General features: G+C 70.6%; 14 protein-coding genes. 4 read left to right on the forward strand and 10 right to left on the reverse strand.

Going from position 1 to position 17605, the window contains the following annotated elements:
* Nucleotides 1-57: 57 nt before the first annotated feature.
* Nucleotides 58-3417: an AfsR/SARP family transcriptional regulator gene (locus tag C6N31_RS21370; protein ID WP_198357981.1), complete on the forward strand. Its 3360-nt coding sequence runs from the start codon at nucleotides 58-60 to the stop codon at nucleotides 3415-3417.
* Nucleotides 3418-3454: 37 nt separating this feature from the next.
* On the opposite strand, the gene C6N31_RS21375 is transcribed toward C6N31_RS21370, so the two are convergent.
* The 6 genes from C6N31_RS21375 to panB all read right to left on the reverse strand — a co-directional run bounded on the left by C6N31_RS21375 (nucleotide 3455) and on the right by panB (nucleotide 8394).
* On the reverse strand, nucleotides 3455-4285 hold the full coding sequence (locus C6N31_RS21375) for an ABC transporter permease (RefSeq protein WP_138353782.1): 831 nt from the start codon (nucleotides 4283-4285) through the stop codon (nucleotides 3455-3457).
* Entirely contained in the window at nucleotides 4282-5349 is a 1068-nt protein-coding gene (locus tag C6N31_RS21380) for an ATP-binding cassette domain-containing protein (protein WP_138353781.1), read from the reverse strand. The genes C6N31_RS21375 and C6N31_RS21380 overlap by 4 nt, the downstream gene beginning before the upstream one ends.
* A gap of 119 nt (nucleotides 5350-5468) precedes the next feature.
* Nucleotides 5469-6263 (reverse strand): anti-sigma factor family protein, encoded by a 795-nt coding sequence (locus tag C6N31_RS21385; RefSeq protein WP_138353780.1) that lies wholly within the window; start codon nucleotides 6261-6263, stop codon nucleotides 5469-5471.
* Nucleotides 6260-6853 (reverse strand): sigma-70 family RNA polymerase sigma factor, encoded by a 594-nt coding sequence (locus C6N31_RS21390; RefSeq protein WP_381586789.1) that lies wholly within the window; start codon nucleotides 6851-6853, stop codon nucleotides 6260-6262. The genes C6N31_RS21385 and C6N31_RS21390 overlap by 4 nt, the downstream gene beginning before the upstream one ends.
* Nucleotides 6853-7404 carry a hypothetical protein gene (locus C6N31_RS21395; protein WP_138353778.1) on the reverse strand — a complete coding sequence of 184 codons (552 nt, stop codon included), beginning with the start codon at nucleotides 7402-7404 and terminating at the stop codon, nucleotides 6853-6855. The genes C6N31_RS21390 and C6N31_RS21395 overlap by 1 nt, the downstream gene beginning before the upstream one ends.
* 126 nt (nucleotides 7405-7530) lie before the next feature.
* Nucleotides 7531-8394 (reverse strand): 3-methyl-2-oxobutanoate hydroxymethyltransferase, encoded by an 864-nt coding sequence (gene panB, locus C6N31_RS21400; protein WP_138353777.1) that lies wholly within the window; start codon nucleotides 8392-8394, stop codon nucleotides 7531-7533.
* Between the two features lie 160 nt (nucleotides 8395-8554).
* Here panB and C6N31_RS21405 point away from each other — a divergent pair, with 160 nt between their 5' ends.
* The 3 genes from C6N31_RS21405 (at nucleotide 8555) to C6N31_RS21415 (ending at nucleotide 11909) form a co-directional block, all read left to right on the forward strand.
* The gene (locus C6N31_RS21405; protein ID WP_138353776.1) at nucleotides 8555-10147 is read left to right on the forward strand and encodes an MFS transporter; all 1593 of its coding nucleotides are present in this window, start codon (nucleotides 8555-8557) and stop codon (nucleotides 10145-10147) included.
* On the forward strand, nucleotides 10144-10746 hold the full coding sequence (locus C6N31_RS21410) for a TetR/AcrR family transcriptional regulator C-terminal ligand-binding domain-containing protein (RefSeq protein WP_138353775.1): 603 nt from the start codon (nucleotides 10144-10146) through the stop codon (nucleotides 10744-10746). Before C6N31_RS21405 ends, C6N31_RS21410 begins: the two co-directional genes overlap by 4 nt.
* A gap of 245 nt (nucleotides 10747-10991) precedes the next feature.
* Nucleotides 10992-11909: an endonuclease/exonuclease/phosphatase family protein gene (locus C6N31_RS21415; protein WP_381586814.1), complete on the forward strand. Its 918-nt coding sequence runs from the start codon at nucleotides 10992-10994 to the stop codon at nucleotides 11907-11909.
* An 11-nt stretch (nucleotides 11910-11920) separates the two neighbouring features.
* Here C6N31_RS21415 and C6N31_RS21420 read toward each other — a convergent pair whose 3' ends face one another.
* From C6N31_RS21420 to C6N31_RS21435, 4 genes are all read right to left on the reverse strand, one after another.
* Nucleotides 11921-13684: an NAD+ synthase gene (locus tag C6N31_RS21420; protein ID WP_138353773.1), complete on the reverse strand. Its 1764-nt coding sequence runs from the start codon at nucleotides 13682-13684 to the stop codon at nucleotides 11921-11923.
* A 118-nt stretch (nucleotides 13685-13802) separates the two neighbouring features.
* Nucleotides 13803-15476 (reverse strand): glycoside hydrolase family 13 protein, encoded by a 1674-nt coding sequence (locus C6N31_RS21425; protein ID WP_269286239.1) that lies wholly within the window; start codon nucleotides 15474-15476, stop codon nucleotides 13803-13805.
* A 108-nt stretch (nucleotides 15477-15584) separates the two neighbouring features.
* Nucleotides 15585-16475 (reverse strand): carbohydrate ABC transporter permease, encoded by an 891-nt coding sequence (locus C6N31_RS21430; RefSeq protein WP_138353771.1) that lies wholly within the window; start codon nucleotides 16473-16475, stop codon nucleotides 15585-15587.
* A gap of 15 nt (nucleotides 16476-16490) precedes the next feature.
* A complete protein-coding gene (locus tag C6N31_RS21435; protein WP_138353770.1) occupies nucleotides 16491-17468 on the reverse strand; it encodes a carbohydrate ABC transporter permease in 978 nt (325 codons plus the stop codon).
* Nucleotides 17469-17605 lie beyond the last annotated feature (137 nt).

Consider the following 17605-nt stretch of genomic DNA (forward strand, 5'->3'; position numbering starts at 1 on the left):
GTCGCCGGGCGGCCGTAATTTACAAGCCTGTCCCGTGATTGAGGGCAAGATGGGGGCGTGCGTTACGCGATCCTCGGCACCACTCAGGCATTCCGCGACGACGGAACCCCCGTCCCGCTCGCGGGGCTGCGCCTGCGCGCGCTGCTGACCGCGCTGGCCCTGCGCCCCGGGCGGCTGATAACCGCGGAGGCCCTGATCGACGAACTGTGGGCCGACGATCCGCCGGCGAACGCGTCCGGCGCGCTCCAGGCGCTGGTCGCGCGGCTGCGCCGGGCCATCGGCCATGACGCCATCGGTTCCGCCGACGGCGGGTACCGGCTGTGCGCCGCCCCCGAGGCGGTCGACGCGCACCGCTTCGAGCGGCTGGTGGACGAGGGCGGCCGGGCGCTGGCCGACGGCGACCCGGTGAAGGCCTCCGATCTGCTGGAGGACGCCCTCGCGCTGTGGCGGGGAGCGGCGTTCGCCGATCTGCCCGACCGGGACACGCTCGCGGTGCGCTGCGAGGAACTGCGGCTGGAGGCGGTCCGGCTGCGCCTCACCGCGGGGCTCGCGCTCGGCCGCGCGGCACAGCAGCTGCCCGAACTCGCCGGGCTCGCCGCCGCCCATCCGCTCAACGAATCGCTCCGCGCCCTGCACATCCGGGCGTTGCGCGATGCGGGCCGCACCGCCGACGCGCTCACCGCGTACGAGGACGTCCGCCGCGACCTGGCCGACGAGCTGGGCACCGACCCGAGCGCCGAACTGCGCGCGCTGCACACCGAACTGCTGAACCCGGCGCCGGACGGTGCTCAGGAACCGCCGTTCACCGCCGGTGCCGAGCCCGCTCCCGAGCCGCCGTCCGCGCCCGTCGCCCGCCGCTCCGGCAACGCCCGCGCCCGGCTCACCAGCTTCGTCGGCCGGGCGGCCGACCTCGTGTCGATCCGCGAGGACCTGGCCGCGGCCCGGCTGGTCACCCTCACCGGCCCCGGCGGGACCGGCAAGACCCGGCTGTCGCAGGAGACGGGCGACCTGCTCCGCGACCGCTGGCCCGACGGCGTCTGGTACGCGGAACTCGCACCGGTCAGCGATGCGCGGACGGTGCCCGAGGCGGTGCTCACCTCGCTCGGTCTGCGCGAGACGCTGCTGCACCCGACCAGCGCGACGGAGCAGGCGCTGCAGGCGGAGGGCAAGACCAAGGACCCGGCCAGGATGCTCGCGGAGTACTGCGTGAGCCGCAGCCTGCTGCTGGTGCTCGACAACTGCGAACACGTCATCGGCGCGGCGGCCGCCCTCGCGGAACAGCTCCTCGCGCACTGCCCGGACGTCACCATCCTCGCCACCAGCCGCGAACCGCTGGGCGTCCCCGGTGAACGGGTCAGGCCGCTGGACCCGCTGCCGGACCCGTTCGCGCTGCGGCTGCTCGCCGACCGCGGCGCCGCCGCCCGGCCCGGGTTCACGGTGGAGGACGATCCGGTCGCGTGCGTCGAACTGTGCCGCCGGCTCGACGGGCTGCCGCTCGCCATCGAACTGGCCGCCGCCCGGCTGCGCAGCCTCACCCCGCGCCAGCTCGCCAACCGGCTCGACGACCGGTTCCGGCTCCTCACCGGCGGCAGCAGGACCGTACTGCCGCGCCAGCAGACGCTGCGCGCGGTCGTCGACTGGAGCTGGGACCTGCTGGACCCGGCGGAACGGACCCTGCTGCGCCGGCTGGCGGTCTTCGCGGGCGGCTGGACGCTGGAGGCCGTCGAGGAGGTGTGCTCCGGTGACGGGATCGACGCCGCCGACGCCGCGGCCCTGCTCGGTTCGCTCGTCGACAAGTCGCTGGTCCTCGCCGACCTCACCGACGACGGCGCCCGCTACCGGATGCTGGAGACCATCGGCGAGTACGCGGCCGAGCGGCTCGACGAGTCGGGTGAGCGCGCGGCGGTCGAGCGCCGCCATCTCCGCTGCTTCCGCGAGTACATCCGCACCACCGACCCCAAGCTGCGCGGCGCCGACCAACTGCTCTGGCTGGCACGGGTGGAGCGCGAGCACGAGAACCTGCGGGTCGCGCTCCGCCGTGCCGTCGAGCTGGGCGACGAGCAGGAGGCACTGCAACTCGTGCTGTGCTGCGGCTGGTTCTGGGAGATGCGCAACTACCACACCGAGCAGCTGACCTGGCCGGCCGCGGTGTCGGCGCTGGGACCCGACCCCTTCGACGAACCGCCCCTGCTGGAACCGGTGGAGCACGGCCCGCTGGAGACGCCGCCGCCGATGGGCCCGGCGCAGCTCGACGAGGCACGGCGCTGGGTGCGGATGATGCAACTCGTCGCCAACGACGCGGACATGGAGAACCGCTGGGGCGAGCCCGACGTGGCCAGGGCCGGCCGGGCGATCATCGAGGCCTATCCGCCGCATCTGCCGCAGACGGCCCGGCGGCCGGGACTGATGAGCCCCTTCGCGGCCTTCCTGTCCGGGGACTTCGAGCGGCTGCCGGAGCTGGCGGACAACCTGGTGCGGAGTTGCCGGGAGTTCGGCGGGCCCTGGGAGCTGGCGTTCGCGCTGCAGATCCGCGCCAAGATGCTCAACGACGTGTCCGAGAAGCTCGAACAGTCGATGGCCGACGTACGGGAGAGCCGGGAGCTCTTCCGGCAGGTCGGCGACCGCTGGGGGATGGCCGAGGCGCTCGCCGCCGAGGCCGAGGCGACCGCGAACGGGGGTCAGTGGGAGCGCTCGGCCGAGTGCTGCCGTGAGGCGATCGGGCTGGCCCGGGAGCTGGGTTCGTATCAGCAGGTGCCGCTCCTCAAGGTGCGGCTCGCCGACATGATCATCAACATCGGGGACGTCGAGGCGGGCGAGGCGATGCTCCGGGGGGCGATCGAGGACGCCGACGAGCTCGGTCCCGTCGCGGGCGGCTCCGCCTTCTACGGACGGGTCCTGCTCTGCGCGCTGCTCGCCCGCCGGGGCGAACTCGACGAGGGCCACGCCCTCGTCGACCGGATGCTGGCCGTCCCGCCGACCGGCGTCCCGATGTTCGTCCAGGGAATGCTGCGCGGGATCAAGGGCTGGCTGACCTGCCGCAGCGGCGACCCCGAAGGGGGCATGGTGCTCCTGCGGCAGGGGCTCGACGAGCTGAGCAGCAGCGTGCTGACCGAGGTCATCGCCCCGCGGATCGGCATGCTGCTGATTCCGGTGGCGGTGACGATCCTGGTCGCCCAGGCGTCCGCCGCACCCACCCCGCAGGTCAAGGAGACGATGGCGGCCCGGGCCGCCACCATGCTCGGCGCGCACGACCGGCTGCGGCCCACCGTCCCCTCCCCGCTGGAGAAGCTGGAACTGGCGGAGGGCCAGCGGGATCTGCGGGCGCTGATCGGCGACGCCGCGTACGAGACGGCATACGCGGAGGGCGATGGCCTCTCCGCTCTGGAGACCATCGCCCTGATGCGTGACGGGGACTGACACGGAGGTCGGTCCTGACCGGGCCGGCGGGTGCCGGTCAGGTCTTGTTGCGGAACTTCCGGACGGCCAGCGGCGCCGTCACCAGCGTGATGCCGACCGACCAGGCCAGGGTGACCAGGACCGAGTGGGCGACGGGCCCGCCGTTCATCAGGTTCCGGGCGGAGTCCGCCAGGTTGGACAGCGGATTGACATCGGTGAAGCTCTGCAGCCAGCCCGGCATCGTCGTCGTCGGTGCGAAGATCGACGATCCGAACTGCAGCGGCATCAGGACGAGCATGGCCACCCCCTGTACGGCCTGCGCGGTCTTCATCGTCAGCCCGAGCAGGATGAAGATCCACATGAGTGAGGCTCCGAAGACCATCGAGAGCGCGACCGCGGCCAGCAGATGGAACACGGACGTCGAGATCGACAGGCCCAGGATGAATCCCATGACCAGCAGAATCGTGGTGGCGACCAGCATCCGGCCGATCTCCACGATGATCTTGGCGATCAGCACCGAGGAGCGGGCGATCGGCATGGTGCGGAAGCGGTCCATCACACCGGTGCTGAAGTCCTGGTTGACGCCGGTGCCGACGGCCATCGAGATGTTCATGCCCATCATCGCCATCAGGCCGGGGATCACGTAGTTCACGTAGTCCTGCTGATGGCCCTTGCCGGAGATCGCGCCGCCGAAGACGAAGACGAACAGCAGCGTGAAGATGATCGGCATCAGCACGGCGTCGAACATCGACTCCGGGTCTTCCTTGATCTGCAGCATGTTGCGGCGCGCGAGCGCCCCGATGTGCCGCAGATTGGCCCGGAACCCTATCCGGCCCTCATGGGACTGCGCCTTGGCGGGCGCGGTGGTGGTGATGACTGCGGCGCTCATGCCGCTACCCCCTGTTCTGCGTCGGACTTCTCGGTGGCGGACCCGGACTGCTCGCCGGAAACGGACTGCCCGGCGCTGCCGGGCTGCCCGTCCTGGTCCGGCTTCTGGCCGGTGATGGAGAGGAACACCTCGTCCAGGCTGGGGAGATGGGTCCCTATCCCGGCGATGCCGAAACCGCGGGTGCCCAGCAACCCGACCACCGCGGTCAGCTGCTCGTCGCTGAGGATCGGCACATTGAGCACGCCCTCCTCGCGGTCGACGGTGGAGCCGGCCACCCCGTCCAGCCCCGCGTCCGCGAGCGCCGCCGACATCGCGGGCAGCGTCACCGTGTCGATCGGCCGGATCTGCAGGGTCCGCCCGCCGACCTTGGCCTTGAGCTCGTCCACCCGGCCGTTGGCGATCACCCGGCCGCGGTCGATGACCGTCAGCTCGTCGGCGAGCTGCTCGGCCTCCTCCATGTACTGCGTGGTCAGCAGGACCGTCGCGCCCTCGGCGACCATCCGCTTGACCTCGGCCCACACCTCGTTGCGGGTGCGCGGGTCCAGGCCCGTCGTCGGCTCGTCCAGATAGAGCACCGACGGATTGCCGATCATGGAGGCCGCCAGGTCCAGCCGGCGCCGCATACCGCCGGAGTACCCGCTCGCCGGCCGCTTGGACGCCTCGGTGAGCGAGAACCGCTCCAGCAGCCCGTCGGCGCGGGACCGCGCGTCCTTGCGGGACAGATCGAGCAGCCGCCCGATCATGTAGAGGTTCTCCCAGCCGGAGAGCTTCTCGTCCACCGAGGCGTACTGCCCGGTCAGACCGATCACCCGGCGCAGCTGCCGCGGCTGCTTGAGTACGTCGTACCCGGCGACCCGGGCACTGCCCGCGTCCGGCTGGATCAGGGTGGACAGCACCCGTACCAGCGTCGTCTTCCCGGCCCCGTTCGGTCCCAGCACACCGAGCACGGTGCCCTGCCGAACGTCGAGGTCGACACCGTCCAGGGCCTTCGTCTCGCCATAGTGCTTGACCAGCCCCCGTACCTCGACGGCGGCGCCCAACTTGTCACTCTGTCGCGTCGTCATGCGTCAACAATGGCGGGCCCCGCTGACAGCGGACCGACACGCCACCGACACCGCCCCCACCGGGCTGACACGACGATCACACGGCGATGACACGGTGATCGGCCGGCGACCGCCGGCCGTCACGCGGTCGGAACGGAGACCAGGTGCTGCCCGGTGGAGGTGACGACGTCGAAGCCGGTGATGTCGGCGGGGGAGAGGCCTGCCGCACCCTGGACGGTGAGCGGTTCCGGCTGCGCGGTGGTGCCGTACCCGGCCGACGGAACCGACCAGGTGGCGACGGTCTGCCGGCTGCCGTCCCGGCCCACGGCCACCAGACTGCAGGTCAGCGGGCCGTTGACACCGGACAGCTTGAGATCGACCTGGGTGCCCCACTTCTTGCCGGTGACGCCGACCGTGGCACTGGCCCCGGTCGCCGGGTCGCCCGCCGTGAATTGCGCGGCGGCCGCCGGCGGCGCCCCGCTGTCCTGCTGGGTGACGAGGACCGCGACGGCCGAGCCGCCGAGGGCCAGCACTCCGCAGGCCGCCAGCGCGAGCACCAGCCGCCGGCCGCGGCCGGGCCGCCGCCTGGGACGGTGCGTCGCGATCTGCTGGGCCGGCTGTACGGTCCGCTGGGCGTAGGGCTGCGCGGCGGGATCGGGGAACGGCTGCGGGAACGGCTGCCCCGCCGGTCGCGCGGACGTCGCGCCGGACGGCCACTCCCGCACGGGCTCCGGTACGCCGCCGCTCTGCCGCAGCTCACCGAGGAGCGGTACGAGTCCGCTCAGCTCGTCCAGCTGCCGTCCGCACTCCTCGCAGCCCGCGAGGTGCTGCTCGAAGCGCGTCATCGCGTCGTCGTCCAGCGCGCCGATGAGGTAGGCGCCGACGTCCAGGTGCGGGTCGGGGGGTGCCCCCGGTCCGGGTGCGTACTCCGTCATGAGGTGGTCACCCCTCTCTCCTCCAGTGCGTTCCTGAGCGCCCGCAGGGCGTAGAACACCCTTGAGCGCACCGTGCCGGGCGGTACGCCCAGCTCGTCCGCCGCCTCGGTCACCGTACGACCCGCGAAATACGTCTCGATCAGCACCTGCCGGTGCGCCTCGGTCAGATCGCCGAGTGCGTCGGAGATCGTCATGAGCCGCAGCGACCGGTCGAGTTCGTCCTCGGCGGGCAGCAGGTCGAGCGCGGCCGGCGGCGCTTCGGGCGGACGGGACTGCCGGCTGCGATGGCCGTCGATCACGATACGTCGCGCGACCGTCACCAGCCAGGGCCGCAGCGAGCGAGCCGCCGGATCCAGCCGTCCCGCGCTCTTCCAGGCCCGCAGCAGCGTCTCCTGGACGACGTCCTCCGCCAGATACCGGTCACCACCCACCAGGTTCAGCACAAAGCCCAGCAGCGCGCCCGCGTGTTCGCGGTACAGCGCGCGCATGAATTCCTCTTCCGGGAGCGGCCCGGTGGGATCCCCGTCCACGGCGGCATCCTGTCGTACCCGGCGCCGCGGCGCGAGTGTCGGCGATGAGTGGTTCTGCATCAGTACCCGTTCGACCCGGTATCGGACGGTGTGGGCGTCTGCGCCGCACCGCCGGCCTTGGTGCCGTCGGGGGCCACCGCGAACCAGGTGCCGCCGACGCCCTGACCGTGCGTGTCGCCGGCCTTGGCGTCACCGCTGTAGCGGTAGAGCGGCCAGCCGCCGAGGGTGGCCTGCTTGCTGCCGTCGGCGCGGGTGACGGTGCCCACGAGGTTCTGGTCGACGCCCTTGACCGCGGTGTCCGACACCGCGGCGACGGGCGGCCAGATGGCCGCGCACTGTCCGGCGCAGTTGGACGTCGGCGGAGCGGCCTTGTCCTTGTCGAACCGGTAGAGCGTGAAGCCCTGCGCGTCCGTGACGATCGCGCCGAGCTTGGCGTCCTGCGCGGCCGCCAGCCCCGCGCCGGCGTTGGTCGACGCGGACGCGGCCGGGGGAGGCGGGGTGGTGTCGCCACTGCTGCCGGAATTCGAGGATCCGCATGCGCTGAGTGCCAGCAGTGCCGCGGCGGCGAAAGCTCCGGCCGCCGCCGTTCTGCTGGTGAGGGTGATAGGCATGATGACTTCCCGTACTGTGCGGGGTTCGCCGCCGCTGGCGGCGCTCACCCTGTAGTACGCATCCCGGGCCCGGACGACTCACCCGCCGGCGAACGAGTCGTCCGGATCCGGAACGGCTCCGCCCTGCTAGTGGAAGCTGTGCTCCTCGGCCGGGTACGCCCCGCCGGTCACGTCCTCGGCGAACGCCTTCGCCGCGTCACCCAGCGCCGAGCGCAGCTGCGCGTACTGCTTGACGAAGCGCGGCACGCGGTCGCCGGTCATGCCCGCCATGTCGGTCCACACCAGCACCTGGGCGTCGCACTCCGGCCCGGCGCCGATGCCGATGGTCGGGATGTGCAGCGACCGGGTGACCTCGGCGGCCAGTCCGGCCGGCACCAGCTCCAGGACGACCGCGAAGGCGCCCGCGTCCTGCGCCGCCTTGGCGTCGCGCAGCAGCTGGTGGGCGGCCTCGTCGCCGCGGCCCTGGACCCGGTAGCCCATGGCGTTGACGGACTGCGGGGTCAGTCCCAGGTGCGACATGACCGGGATACCGGACTGCACGATCAGCTCGGTCTGGGCCAGCGAGCGCTCGCCGCCCTCCAGCTTGACCGCCTGCACCCCGGCCTCCTTGACCAGCCGGGTCGCGCTGCGCAGCGCCTGGACCGGGCCTTCCTGGTAGGAGCCGAACGTGAGGTCGCCGACGATCAGGGCACGGCTGGTGCCGCGCACGACGGCTGCGGCCAGCATCGTCATCTGGTCCATGGTGACCGGGACGGTGGTGTCGTAGCCCAGGTGACAGTTGCCCATCGAGTCGCCGACCAGCAGCACCGGGATCCCGGCCTCGTCGAAGACGGAGGCGGTCACCGCGTCGTAGGCGGTGAGCATGGGCCACTTCTCGCCACGGTCCTTGGCGGCGGTGATGTCGCGGACGGTGATGCGGCGCGTGCCCGTGCCCCCGTACAGCGCGCGGACGCTGTCGGATTGCTTCTGGGCAGCCGGAATCTGCGTCATTGCAACGGCTCCTTCAGTCATCTCGAGGCACCCTGACGGCGTCCCCGGATCCCTTCCATGCTGGCACGTGCGGCCGCCTACGCAAAGAGCCCCCCTGTTTTTACCCCTGCTTTACGATACGAGACGGTCCCGTATCGGAAATGCGGGCTAGCGTGGAGCCATGTCCATACCCTCGAGTCAGTCCCGAGCCATCCCCGAGGCGATCCACCGCCGCCGGTGGGCGATCCTCACCGTTCTGCTGTTCAGTCTCCTGGTGGTGGTGCTGGACAACTCGATCCTCAATGTGGCGATGAAGACGATCGCCCAGCCCGCCCCCACCGGCCTCGGGGCGACCCAGAGCCAGCTCGAGTGGGCGATCAACTCCTACACCCTGGTCTTCGCCGGGCTGCTGTTCACCGCGGGTCTGCTGGGTGACCGGCTGGGCCGCAAGAAGGTGCTGCTCTTCGGCATGCTCGTCTTCGGCATCGGCTCCGCGCTCTCCGCGGTGTCCGACTCGTCGGGGCAGCTCATCGCCTTCCGTGCGCTGATGGGCTTCGGTGGCGCGTTCATCATGCCCGCGACCCTCGCGATCATCATGAACGTCTTCGAGCGCGACGAGCAGCCCAAGGCCATCGGCATCTGGACCGGTGTGGTCGGGCTGGCCATCGCGATCGGCCCGATCACCGGCGGTGCGCTGCTGGAGCACTTCTGGTGGGGCTCTGTCTTCCTGATCAACGTGCCGATCGTGGCCGTCGCCCTGGTTGCGATGGTGATCCTGGTGCCCGACTCGAAGGACCCCGACCCGGGCCGTCTGGACCCCGTCGGCGTGCTGCTCTCCGTCGTCGGCCTGGTCGTGCTGATCTACGGCATCATCAAGGGCGGCCAGCTCGGTGACTTCACCCGGCCCCAGGTCTGGCTGACGATACTGGCCGGCCTCGTGGTGATCGCCGGCTTCGTGGTCTATGAGAAGCGCAGCGACCACCCCGCCTTCGACGTCAACTACTTCCGCAACCGGCAGTTCTCGGCGTCGGTCGCCGCCATCGGCCTGGTCTTCTTCGCGCTCATGGGCGTGACGTTCTTCGTCGTCTTCTACACGCAGAGCGTGCGCGGCTACAGCGCCCTGGAGTCCGGCGTGCTGCTGCTGCCGCTGGCCGCCGCCCAGATGATCTTCGCGCCGCGCGCCCGGCTGGTCGTCGACCGGTTCGGCCCGCGTGCGGTGTGCGCGGCCGGGCTGGGGCTGACGGCCGTCGCGTTCCTCGGCTTCCTGCTGCTCGACCAGGACACCCCGATCTGGATCCTGGAAGTGATCTTCTTCCTGATGGGTACGGCGATGGCACACGTCATGCCGCCCGCCACCGTCATGATCATGTCGTCGCTGCCGCGGGAGAAGGCCGGCTCCGGATCCGCCGTCAACAACACCTTCCGGCAGGTCGGCGGCGCGCTCGGGGTGGCCATCCTCGGCTCGCTGCTCTCCACCACCTACCGGGACGGCATCGACAGCCACCTCTCCGGTGTCCCGGCGCCCGCCCGGCACGCGGCCGGTGAGTCCATCCAGGCGACGCTCGGCGTCGCGGAGAACATGGGGCCCGCGGGCAAGGCCCTCGTCCAGCCCGCCAACAACGCCTTCATCCACGCCATGCACATCACCGCGATCGGGTCCGCGTCCGTCGCGGTCGTCGGCACCCTCGTGGTGCTGGCCTTCCTGCCGCGCAAGGACGCCGTGCCCGAGCAAGGCGGAGAGCGGGCTCCGGAGGCGGTCGGAGCGGAGCGATGAGCGACGCCGGTACCGACGCCGTACCGCGCGGCCGCCCGCGCAGCGCCGCCGCCGACAGCGCGATCACCGAGACGGTGCTCCGGCTGCTGGAGGAGGGCGTCACGATCGGCGAGCTGTCCATCGAGGGCATCGCCCGTGACGCCGGGGTCGGCAAGGCCACCGTCTACCGGCGTTGGCCGGGCAAGAACGCGCTGTTGATGGACGTACTGAACTCGATCGACGAGCCGACGCCCGAACTGGCGGGCACCTCGGTACGGGACGACCTGGTCACCATGATCGACGCCATCCGGCGGCGCGGTCTGGCCAAGCGCTCCTCGGCCGTGATGCGCAACATCCTCCTGCAGTTCCAGCAGGTCCCCGAGTTGTGGAAGCAGTACCACGACACCGTGATCGTCACCCGGCGCGACGCCATGCTCGCGGTGCTGGAGCGCGGGGTGCGAACCGGCGAGATCCGTGCGGGACTCGACCTGGAACTGCTCGGCGACATCTTCGCCGGCCCGATGCTGAGCCGGGCCATGATGCGGCCGGGCGCGTCGCTGGAGGACGGTCTCTCGGAGCTGATCGTCGATACGGTCCTGGAGGGCGCGCGCCCGCGTTGACCGCGTTGACCGATATGTACGCGTCTTGTCACAGGGGAAGGGGCGGCGGGTTCCGGTGGAACCCGCCGCCCCTTCCGGCCCGTCGGTTCTTATGTCGATCCCTTAGGGTCGGCATGGCAATCGGCAAGGCAGTGAGGACCCCCCATATGACCCAGGCGCACATGACCGACGCGACCACGGACGGCCCCGAGCCGAACCGTTCGGCCTCAGGAGCGCGACGGCGCTTCGGCTGGCAGCGCGACGGTATGTGGCGCAGAGGCATCATCACCGCCGCTCTCGCGCTGATCCTGGCACTGCTGTTGTCCTTCCACTCCGACGTGCCGAACCGGATCGGCAACCTCGGCAGCCTGTTGGAGACGTTCCTGCCCTGGCTGGGCCTGGCCCTTCCGGTGCTGGTGGTGGTGGCACTGGTGCGCCGCTCGGCGACGGCGCTGATCGCCGTACTGCTGCCGGTCCTGGTGTGGTTCAACCTCTTCGGCGGACTGCTCACCGACAACGAGGAGTCCGGCGGCAACCTGACGGTGCTCACGCACAACGTGAACGCCGACAACCCCGACCCGACCGGCACCGCGAAGGACGTCATCGCCGCGGGCGCCGACCTCGTCGCGCTGGAGGAGCTGGCGGCCGGTCAGGTCTCCACGTACCGGGCGGCGCTGGCCGGCGCCTACCCCTACCACTCGGTGCAGGGCACCGTCGGGCTGTGGAGCAAGTACCCGATCCAGGGCGTGCGCGCGGTCGACATCAGGCTCGGCTGGACGCGGGCGATGCGGGCCGCGGTCTCCACCCCGCAGGGCCAGATCGCCGTCTACGTCGCGCACATGCCGTCGGTGCGCGTGAAGTTCAACGCGGGCTTCACCGCCGGGCAGCGCGACAGCGCGGCCGACGCGCTCGGGCAGTCCATCGTGCAGGAGCCGCTGACCAAGGTCGTGCTGCTCGGTGACCTCAACGGCACCATGAACGACCGCTCGCTGGCGTCCGTCACCTCACAGATGCGCTCCACGCAGGGCGCGGCGGGCAACGGCTTCGGCTTCAGCTGGCCCGCCGACTTCCCGATGGCCAGGATCGACCAGATCATGGTCAAGGGCATCGAGCCGATGCGGTCCTGGACGTTGAAGAAGACGGGCAGCGACCACCTGCCGGTCGCCGCCCGTCTGCAGATCTGAGCCGGGGAAGGTCAGTTCTCCGCGCGGCCGGTCTCGCGCCACCGCGAAGTGATCGGCAGCCGCCGGTCCTTGCCGAAGCCCTTGGCCGAGATCTTGGTGCCCGGCGGGTACTGGCGGCGCTTGTACTCGGCCGTATCGGTCAACTTCAGGATCCGGGTCACCAGCTCCGGGTCGAAGCCCGCGGCGATGATCGCGTCCCGGCCCTGGTCCCGGTCGACGTAGAGCTCCAGCACCCGGTCGAGCACGTCGTAGTCGGGCAGTGAATCGGTGTCGACCTGGCCCGGGCGCAGTTCGGCGCTGGGCGGCTTGCTGATCGAGTTCTCGGGGATCGGCGGGGTCCCGCCCTTCGCCGCGGCCGACGCGTTCCGCCAGCGGGCGAGCTGGAAGACCGTCGTCTTGTAGACGTCCTTGATGGGCCCGTACGCGCCGACCGAGTCGCCGTAGAGGGTCGAGTAGCCGACGGCCAGCTCGCTCTTGTTGCCCGGCGCGAGCACGATGTGGCCCTCCTGGTTGGAGATGGCCATCAACGTGGTGCCGCGCAGCCGGGACTGCAGGTTCTCCTCGGCGAGGCCGGTGAGCCCCAGCGCCGCCATGTACGCGTCGAACATCGGCGCGATGGGGACGGTCCTGAGGTTCAGCCCGGTGCGGCGGGCCAGTTCCTCGGCGTCACCGATCGAGTGCTCCGACGAGTACCGGGACGGCATCGCGACGCCGTAGACGTTGGCGGGCCCGATCGCGTCGCAGGCGATGGCGGCCACCAGCGCGGAGTCGATACCGCCGGACAGCCCGATCAGCACCGACCGGAAGCCGTTCTTCGTGACGTACGCGCGCAGGCCCGTGACGAGGGCCGTGTAGACCTCCTCGTCGTCGGTCAGCCGTTCGGCGTAGCCGCCGGCCACCTCCGGCTCGTAGCGCGCGACCGGCTCGGTGGAGAGGGTGACGTGCTCGATCTCCAGGCCGTCGTCCAGGACACCGGACGGCACCGCGCCCGCGGCGGGCAGCTCCAGGTCGACCAGCACGCAGCCCTCCTCGAACTGCGGGGCACGGGTGATCACTTCGCCGGTCGCCGAGACGACGATCGAGTCCCCGTCGAAGACCAGCTCGTCCTGGCCGCCGGTCATCGCCAGATAGGCGAGGGTGCAGCCGGCCTCCTGGGCGCGCTTGCGCACCAGCTCAAGACGGGTGTCGTCCTTGTCCCGCTCGTACGGCGAGGCGTTGACCGACACCAGCAGCCCGGCGCCTGCGGCGCGGGTGGCGGGCACCCGGCCGCCGTCCTGCCACAGGTCCTCGCAGATGGCGAGCGCGACGTCCACACCGTGCACCCGGATCACCGGGAGGGTGTCACCGGGGACGAAGTAGCGGAACTCGTCGAAGACGCCGTAGTTGGGAAGGTGGTGCTTGGCGAAGCGCAGCGCGATCCCGCCGCGGTACAGCACCGCCGCCGCGTTGCGCGGAGCCCCGGCGGGCTGCCCGTAGCGCGGCTGGGCCTTCTCGCTGCGGTCCAGATAGCCGACGATCACGGGCAGTTCCCCGAAGCCCTCGGCGGCCAGCCGGCCGGCGAGCCCGGCCAGCGCGGACCGGCTGGCCTCGACGAAGGACGACCGCAGCGCGAGGTCCTCCACGGGGTATCCGGTCAGCACCATTTCGGGGAACGCCACCAGGTGGGCTCCACGCTCTGCCGCATGCCGGGTCCAGTGCACGATCGACTCGGCGTTCCCGGCGATGTCACCGACGCAGGAGTCGATCTGATTCAAGGCGAGGCGAAGTTGAGGCACCCCTCCACTGTAATCGTCACACCGACGCGATGTCCTGGCCGGACGGCGTGTCCGCCAGCACATCGCGTCGGCCCGACACGTCCCGCACCCGTGTCCCGCAGGGGCCCGCCGGGTCCCGTCAGGCGCCGGATCCGTCCCGGGTCCGCAGCCAGACGGCCGTGTCCGACGGCAGCAGATCGCCGGTGAGCGGGCCGCTGGCCAGCAGCACGGCGGTGTCCGGCGGTAGCGCGACGGCCTGGTCCGAAAGGTTGACGACACAGGTGAAAGCGTCCGTCCGGCGGAACGCCAGCACCCCGGGTGCACTCTCCAGCCAGCGGATCGGCCCGTCCCCCAGACCGGGCTCGGTCGCCCGGAGCCGCAGCGCGAAGCGGTAGAGCTCCAGCATCGAGGCGGCGTCACCGGTCTGCGCCCCGGCCGTCCGGTCCGCCCAGTCGGCGGGCTGCGGCAGCCACGGCGGCCGCGCCGCGCCGTCGGGGCTGAAGCCGAACGGCGGCTCCTTCCCCGACCACGGCATCGGGACGCGGCAGCCGTCCCGCCCCGGCACGGTGCCGCCGGAGCGCAGGTACATCGGGTCCTGCAGCCGCTCGGCCGGGATGTCCTCGACCTCGGGAAGCCCCAGTTCCTCGCCCTGGTAGAGGTAGACCGAGCCGGGCAGCGCCAGCGTCAGCAGCGCGGCGGCGCGCGCCCTGCGGGTACCGAGCACCAGGTCGGTCGGGGTGCCGTGGGCCTTGGTCGCGAAGTCGAAGCCGGTGTCGGAACGGCCGTAACGGGTCACCGTGCGGGTCACGTCGTGGTTGGACAGCACCCAGGTGACGGGCGCGCCCACCGGCTCGTGCGCGGCGAGCGTCGTGTCGATGGACGCGCGGAGCAGCGCCGCGTCCCAGGGGCACGACATGAAGTCGAAGTTGAAGGCGGTGTGCATCTCGTCGTGCCGCAGATACCGCGCGAACCGCTCCGCGTCGGGCATCCACACCTCACCGATCAGCGCGCGGCTGCCGGGATAGGAGTCAGCGATCCGGCGCCAGGAGCGGTAGATGTCGTGCAGCTCGTCGCGGTCGTCGTAGGGGTGCGGGCCGTCCCGGTCCTCGGTCAGGTCCGGCAGGGCCGGGTCCTTCACGGGCAGGCTCGCGGAGTCGATGCGCACTCCCGCCGCGCCCCGGTCGAACCAGAAGCGCAGCACGTCCTCGTGCTCGCGCCGCACGTCCGGGTGCTCCCAGTTCAGGTCCGGCTGCTGGCTGTCGAACAGGTGCAGGTACCAGTCGCCGGGCGTTCCGTCGTCGTTCACGGTCCGCGTCCAGGGCACCCCGCCGAACTGGGACGGCCAGTTGTTGGGCGGCAGTTCGCCGTGCTCGCCGCGCCCGGGCCGGAACCAGAAGCGTTCCCTGGCCGGACTGCCGGGACCGGCCGCCAGCGCCTCGCGGAACCACGGGTGGGCGGACGAGACATGGTTGGGGACGATGTCGATGATGCTGCGGATCCCCAGGTCCAGTGCCTCGGAGATCAGCTTCTCGGCCTCGGCCAGGGTGCCGAACACCGGGTCGATGTCCCGGTAGTCGGCGACGTCGTAGCCGCCGTCGAACATGGGGGAGGGGTACCAGGGGTTGAACCAGAGGGCGTCCACGCCCAGCTCGCCGAGGTACGGCAGCTTGGCCCGGACACCGGCGAGGTCTCCGATCCCGTCGCCGTTGCCGTCGGCGAAACTACGCGGGTACACCTGGTAAATGACCGCGTTGCGCCACCAGTCGCCCGCAGCGGGGTGGGGGTCGGAGACGGGCGGGCGGGTGTCTGCCACGGAGACGTCCTTTCGGGCAGGAGGGACCCCGCCGCCGGCCATTCAGCGGGGATGGGGCAGGGGACCGGCGGCGGAGTTCTGAGGGGTTCAGTCCTGGCGAAGCGCTGGTCAGCCCTTGAGGCTGCCCGCGGTCAGACCGGACATGATGTTGCGCTGGAAGAGCAGGAAGATGGCGATCGTCGGCAGGGCCGAGATGGCCAGCGCGGCGATGAGGACGTTCTGCGGCACGCCCTGCGACAGGGAGTTGATCCCGATGTTGATCGGCTGCTTGTCCGTGTCGGGCTGCACCAGCATCGGCCAGAGGAAGTCCTTCCACACGTTGACCACCGCGAAGATGGACACCACGCCGAGGATCGGTCTGGACATCGGCAGCACGATCGACCACAGGGTCCGCAGCGGACTCGCCCCGTCGATCGCCGCCGCGGACATCAGGTCCTCGGGGATCGAGTCGAAGAACCGCTTCAGCAGGAAGATGTTGAACCCGTTGGCCACGGTGGGCAGCCAGATCGCCCAGGGGGTGCCGATCAGATTGATGTGCAGCAGCGGCAGGTCGAGCACGGTCAGGTACTGCGGCACGATCAGCACGGCGGCCGGGATCATCAGCGTGGCCAGCATCATGCCGAGGATCAGATTCCCCAGCACCGGCCGCAGCTTGGAGATCGCGTAGGCCGCGGCCACGTCGAAGACCAGCTGGAAGGCGAGCGCGCCGAAGGCGTAGTACATCGTGTTGAACAGCAGCCGGGCGATCTTCAGCTGGCTCCACGCCGTCTTGTAGGTGCCCGGCTTCGGGTCCTTGGGGAAGAGGGTCGGCGGATTCTGGAGCACTTCCTGCGCGGATTTGAAGCCGCCGGAGACCATCCAGTAGAGCGGCCCCAGGAAGACCAGGGTGAAGACCACGACGGTCAGCGAGAGAACGGTCCAGTAGATGAGTTTCCCGCGGGGCCTGTTCAGCGCGGCCGCGGATATCAGGGTGCGCTGCTGCGGTTGGTTCGCTGCCATGTCCTTCTCCCCGTCCTAGTCGCTGTTGCGGCTGAGCCGCGCGTACAGGCCGGAGAATCCGCCGAGTACCACCAGCATGATGAGTCCGAGCGCCGAGGCGCTGCCGAAGCTGTCGTAGCGGAACGCGTACTGGTACACCATGTAGACCACGGTCCCGGTGGAGTTCTCCGGGCCGGCGCCGCCGGTGAGCAGATAGACGTTGGTGAATTCCTGCATCGTCGCCACGATCTGGAGCAGCAGCATCAGCGACAGGACCGGCCTGGTCTGCGGGATGGTGATGTGCCAGATCTTGCTCAGCAGCCCGGCACCGTCCAGGTCGGCGGCCTCGTACAGCTCACCCGGCACGTTCTGCAGTGCCGCCAGGTAGATGAGGGTGGCGCCGCCGGCGCTCATCCAGGTGGCCGCGATCACCACGGAGATCATCGCGGTGCTCGACGAGTCCAGCCAGGCCTGTTCCGGCAGGTGCAGGAAATGCAGGATGTGATTGAAGAGGCCGTATTCCGGGTTGTAGAAGTACTTGAAGAGCAGCACCCCGGCGACCGGCGGCAGCATCACCGGCAGATACACCAGGATGCGCAGATACGCCTGGGCGTGCCGGAATTCGTTGAGAACGATGGCGATGACGAACGGCACCGCGAATCCGATCACCAGCGCGTACAGCGTGAACTGCATCGTGTTGCGCCAGGCCGGCCAGAACCCCGGGTCGTTCCAGACCGTTTCGAGGTTCTTCCAGCCCACCCAGGTGGTCTCGCCGCGCTTGGTCTTCTGGAAGCTCATGATGACTTCGCGGACCATCGGATACCAGGAGAAGAATCCGAAGCAGAGCACCGCGCCGATCATGAATGCATGCGCCTGCAGATCGCGGCGCAGTCTCCGGCCGAACCCCGCGCGGGCGTTCTCGTCCGGAAGTCCCGGACGGCGCCGGGAACCCCTCGGCGACGACTGCCCGGAACCGCGTTTGGCCTTGTTGTGGGAGACGGTGGTCGCCGCCATGAGAACTCCTCGGTGCTAGCCTTTTCTTCTGCCCTTCGGGCAGCGGTCAGGGCTTGGCCGTCATGAGGTTCTTTCGAACCGAGTGAGAAGCCCCCTCGTTCACGAGGGGGAGGAGTCACGAGAACTCCTCGACTGGG

It is taken from the genome of Streptomyces fildesensis (genome assembly GCF_016107395.1).
Lineage (GTDB): Bacteria > Actinomycetota > Actinomycetes > Streptomycetales > Streptomycetaceae > Actinacidiphila > Actinacidiphila fildesensis.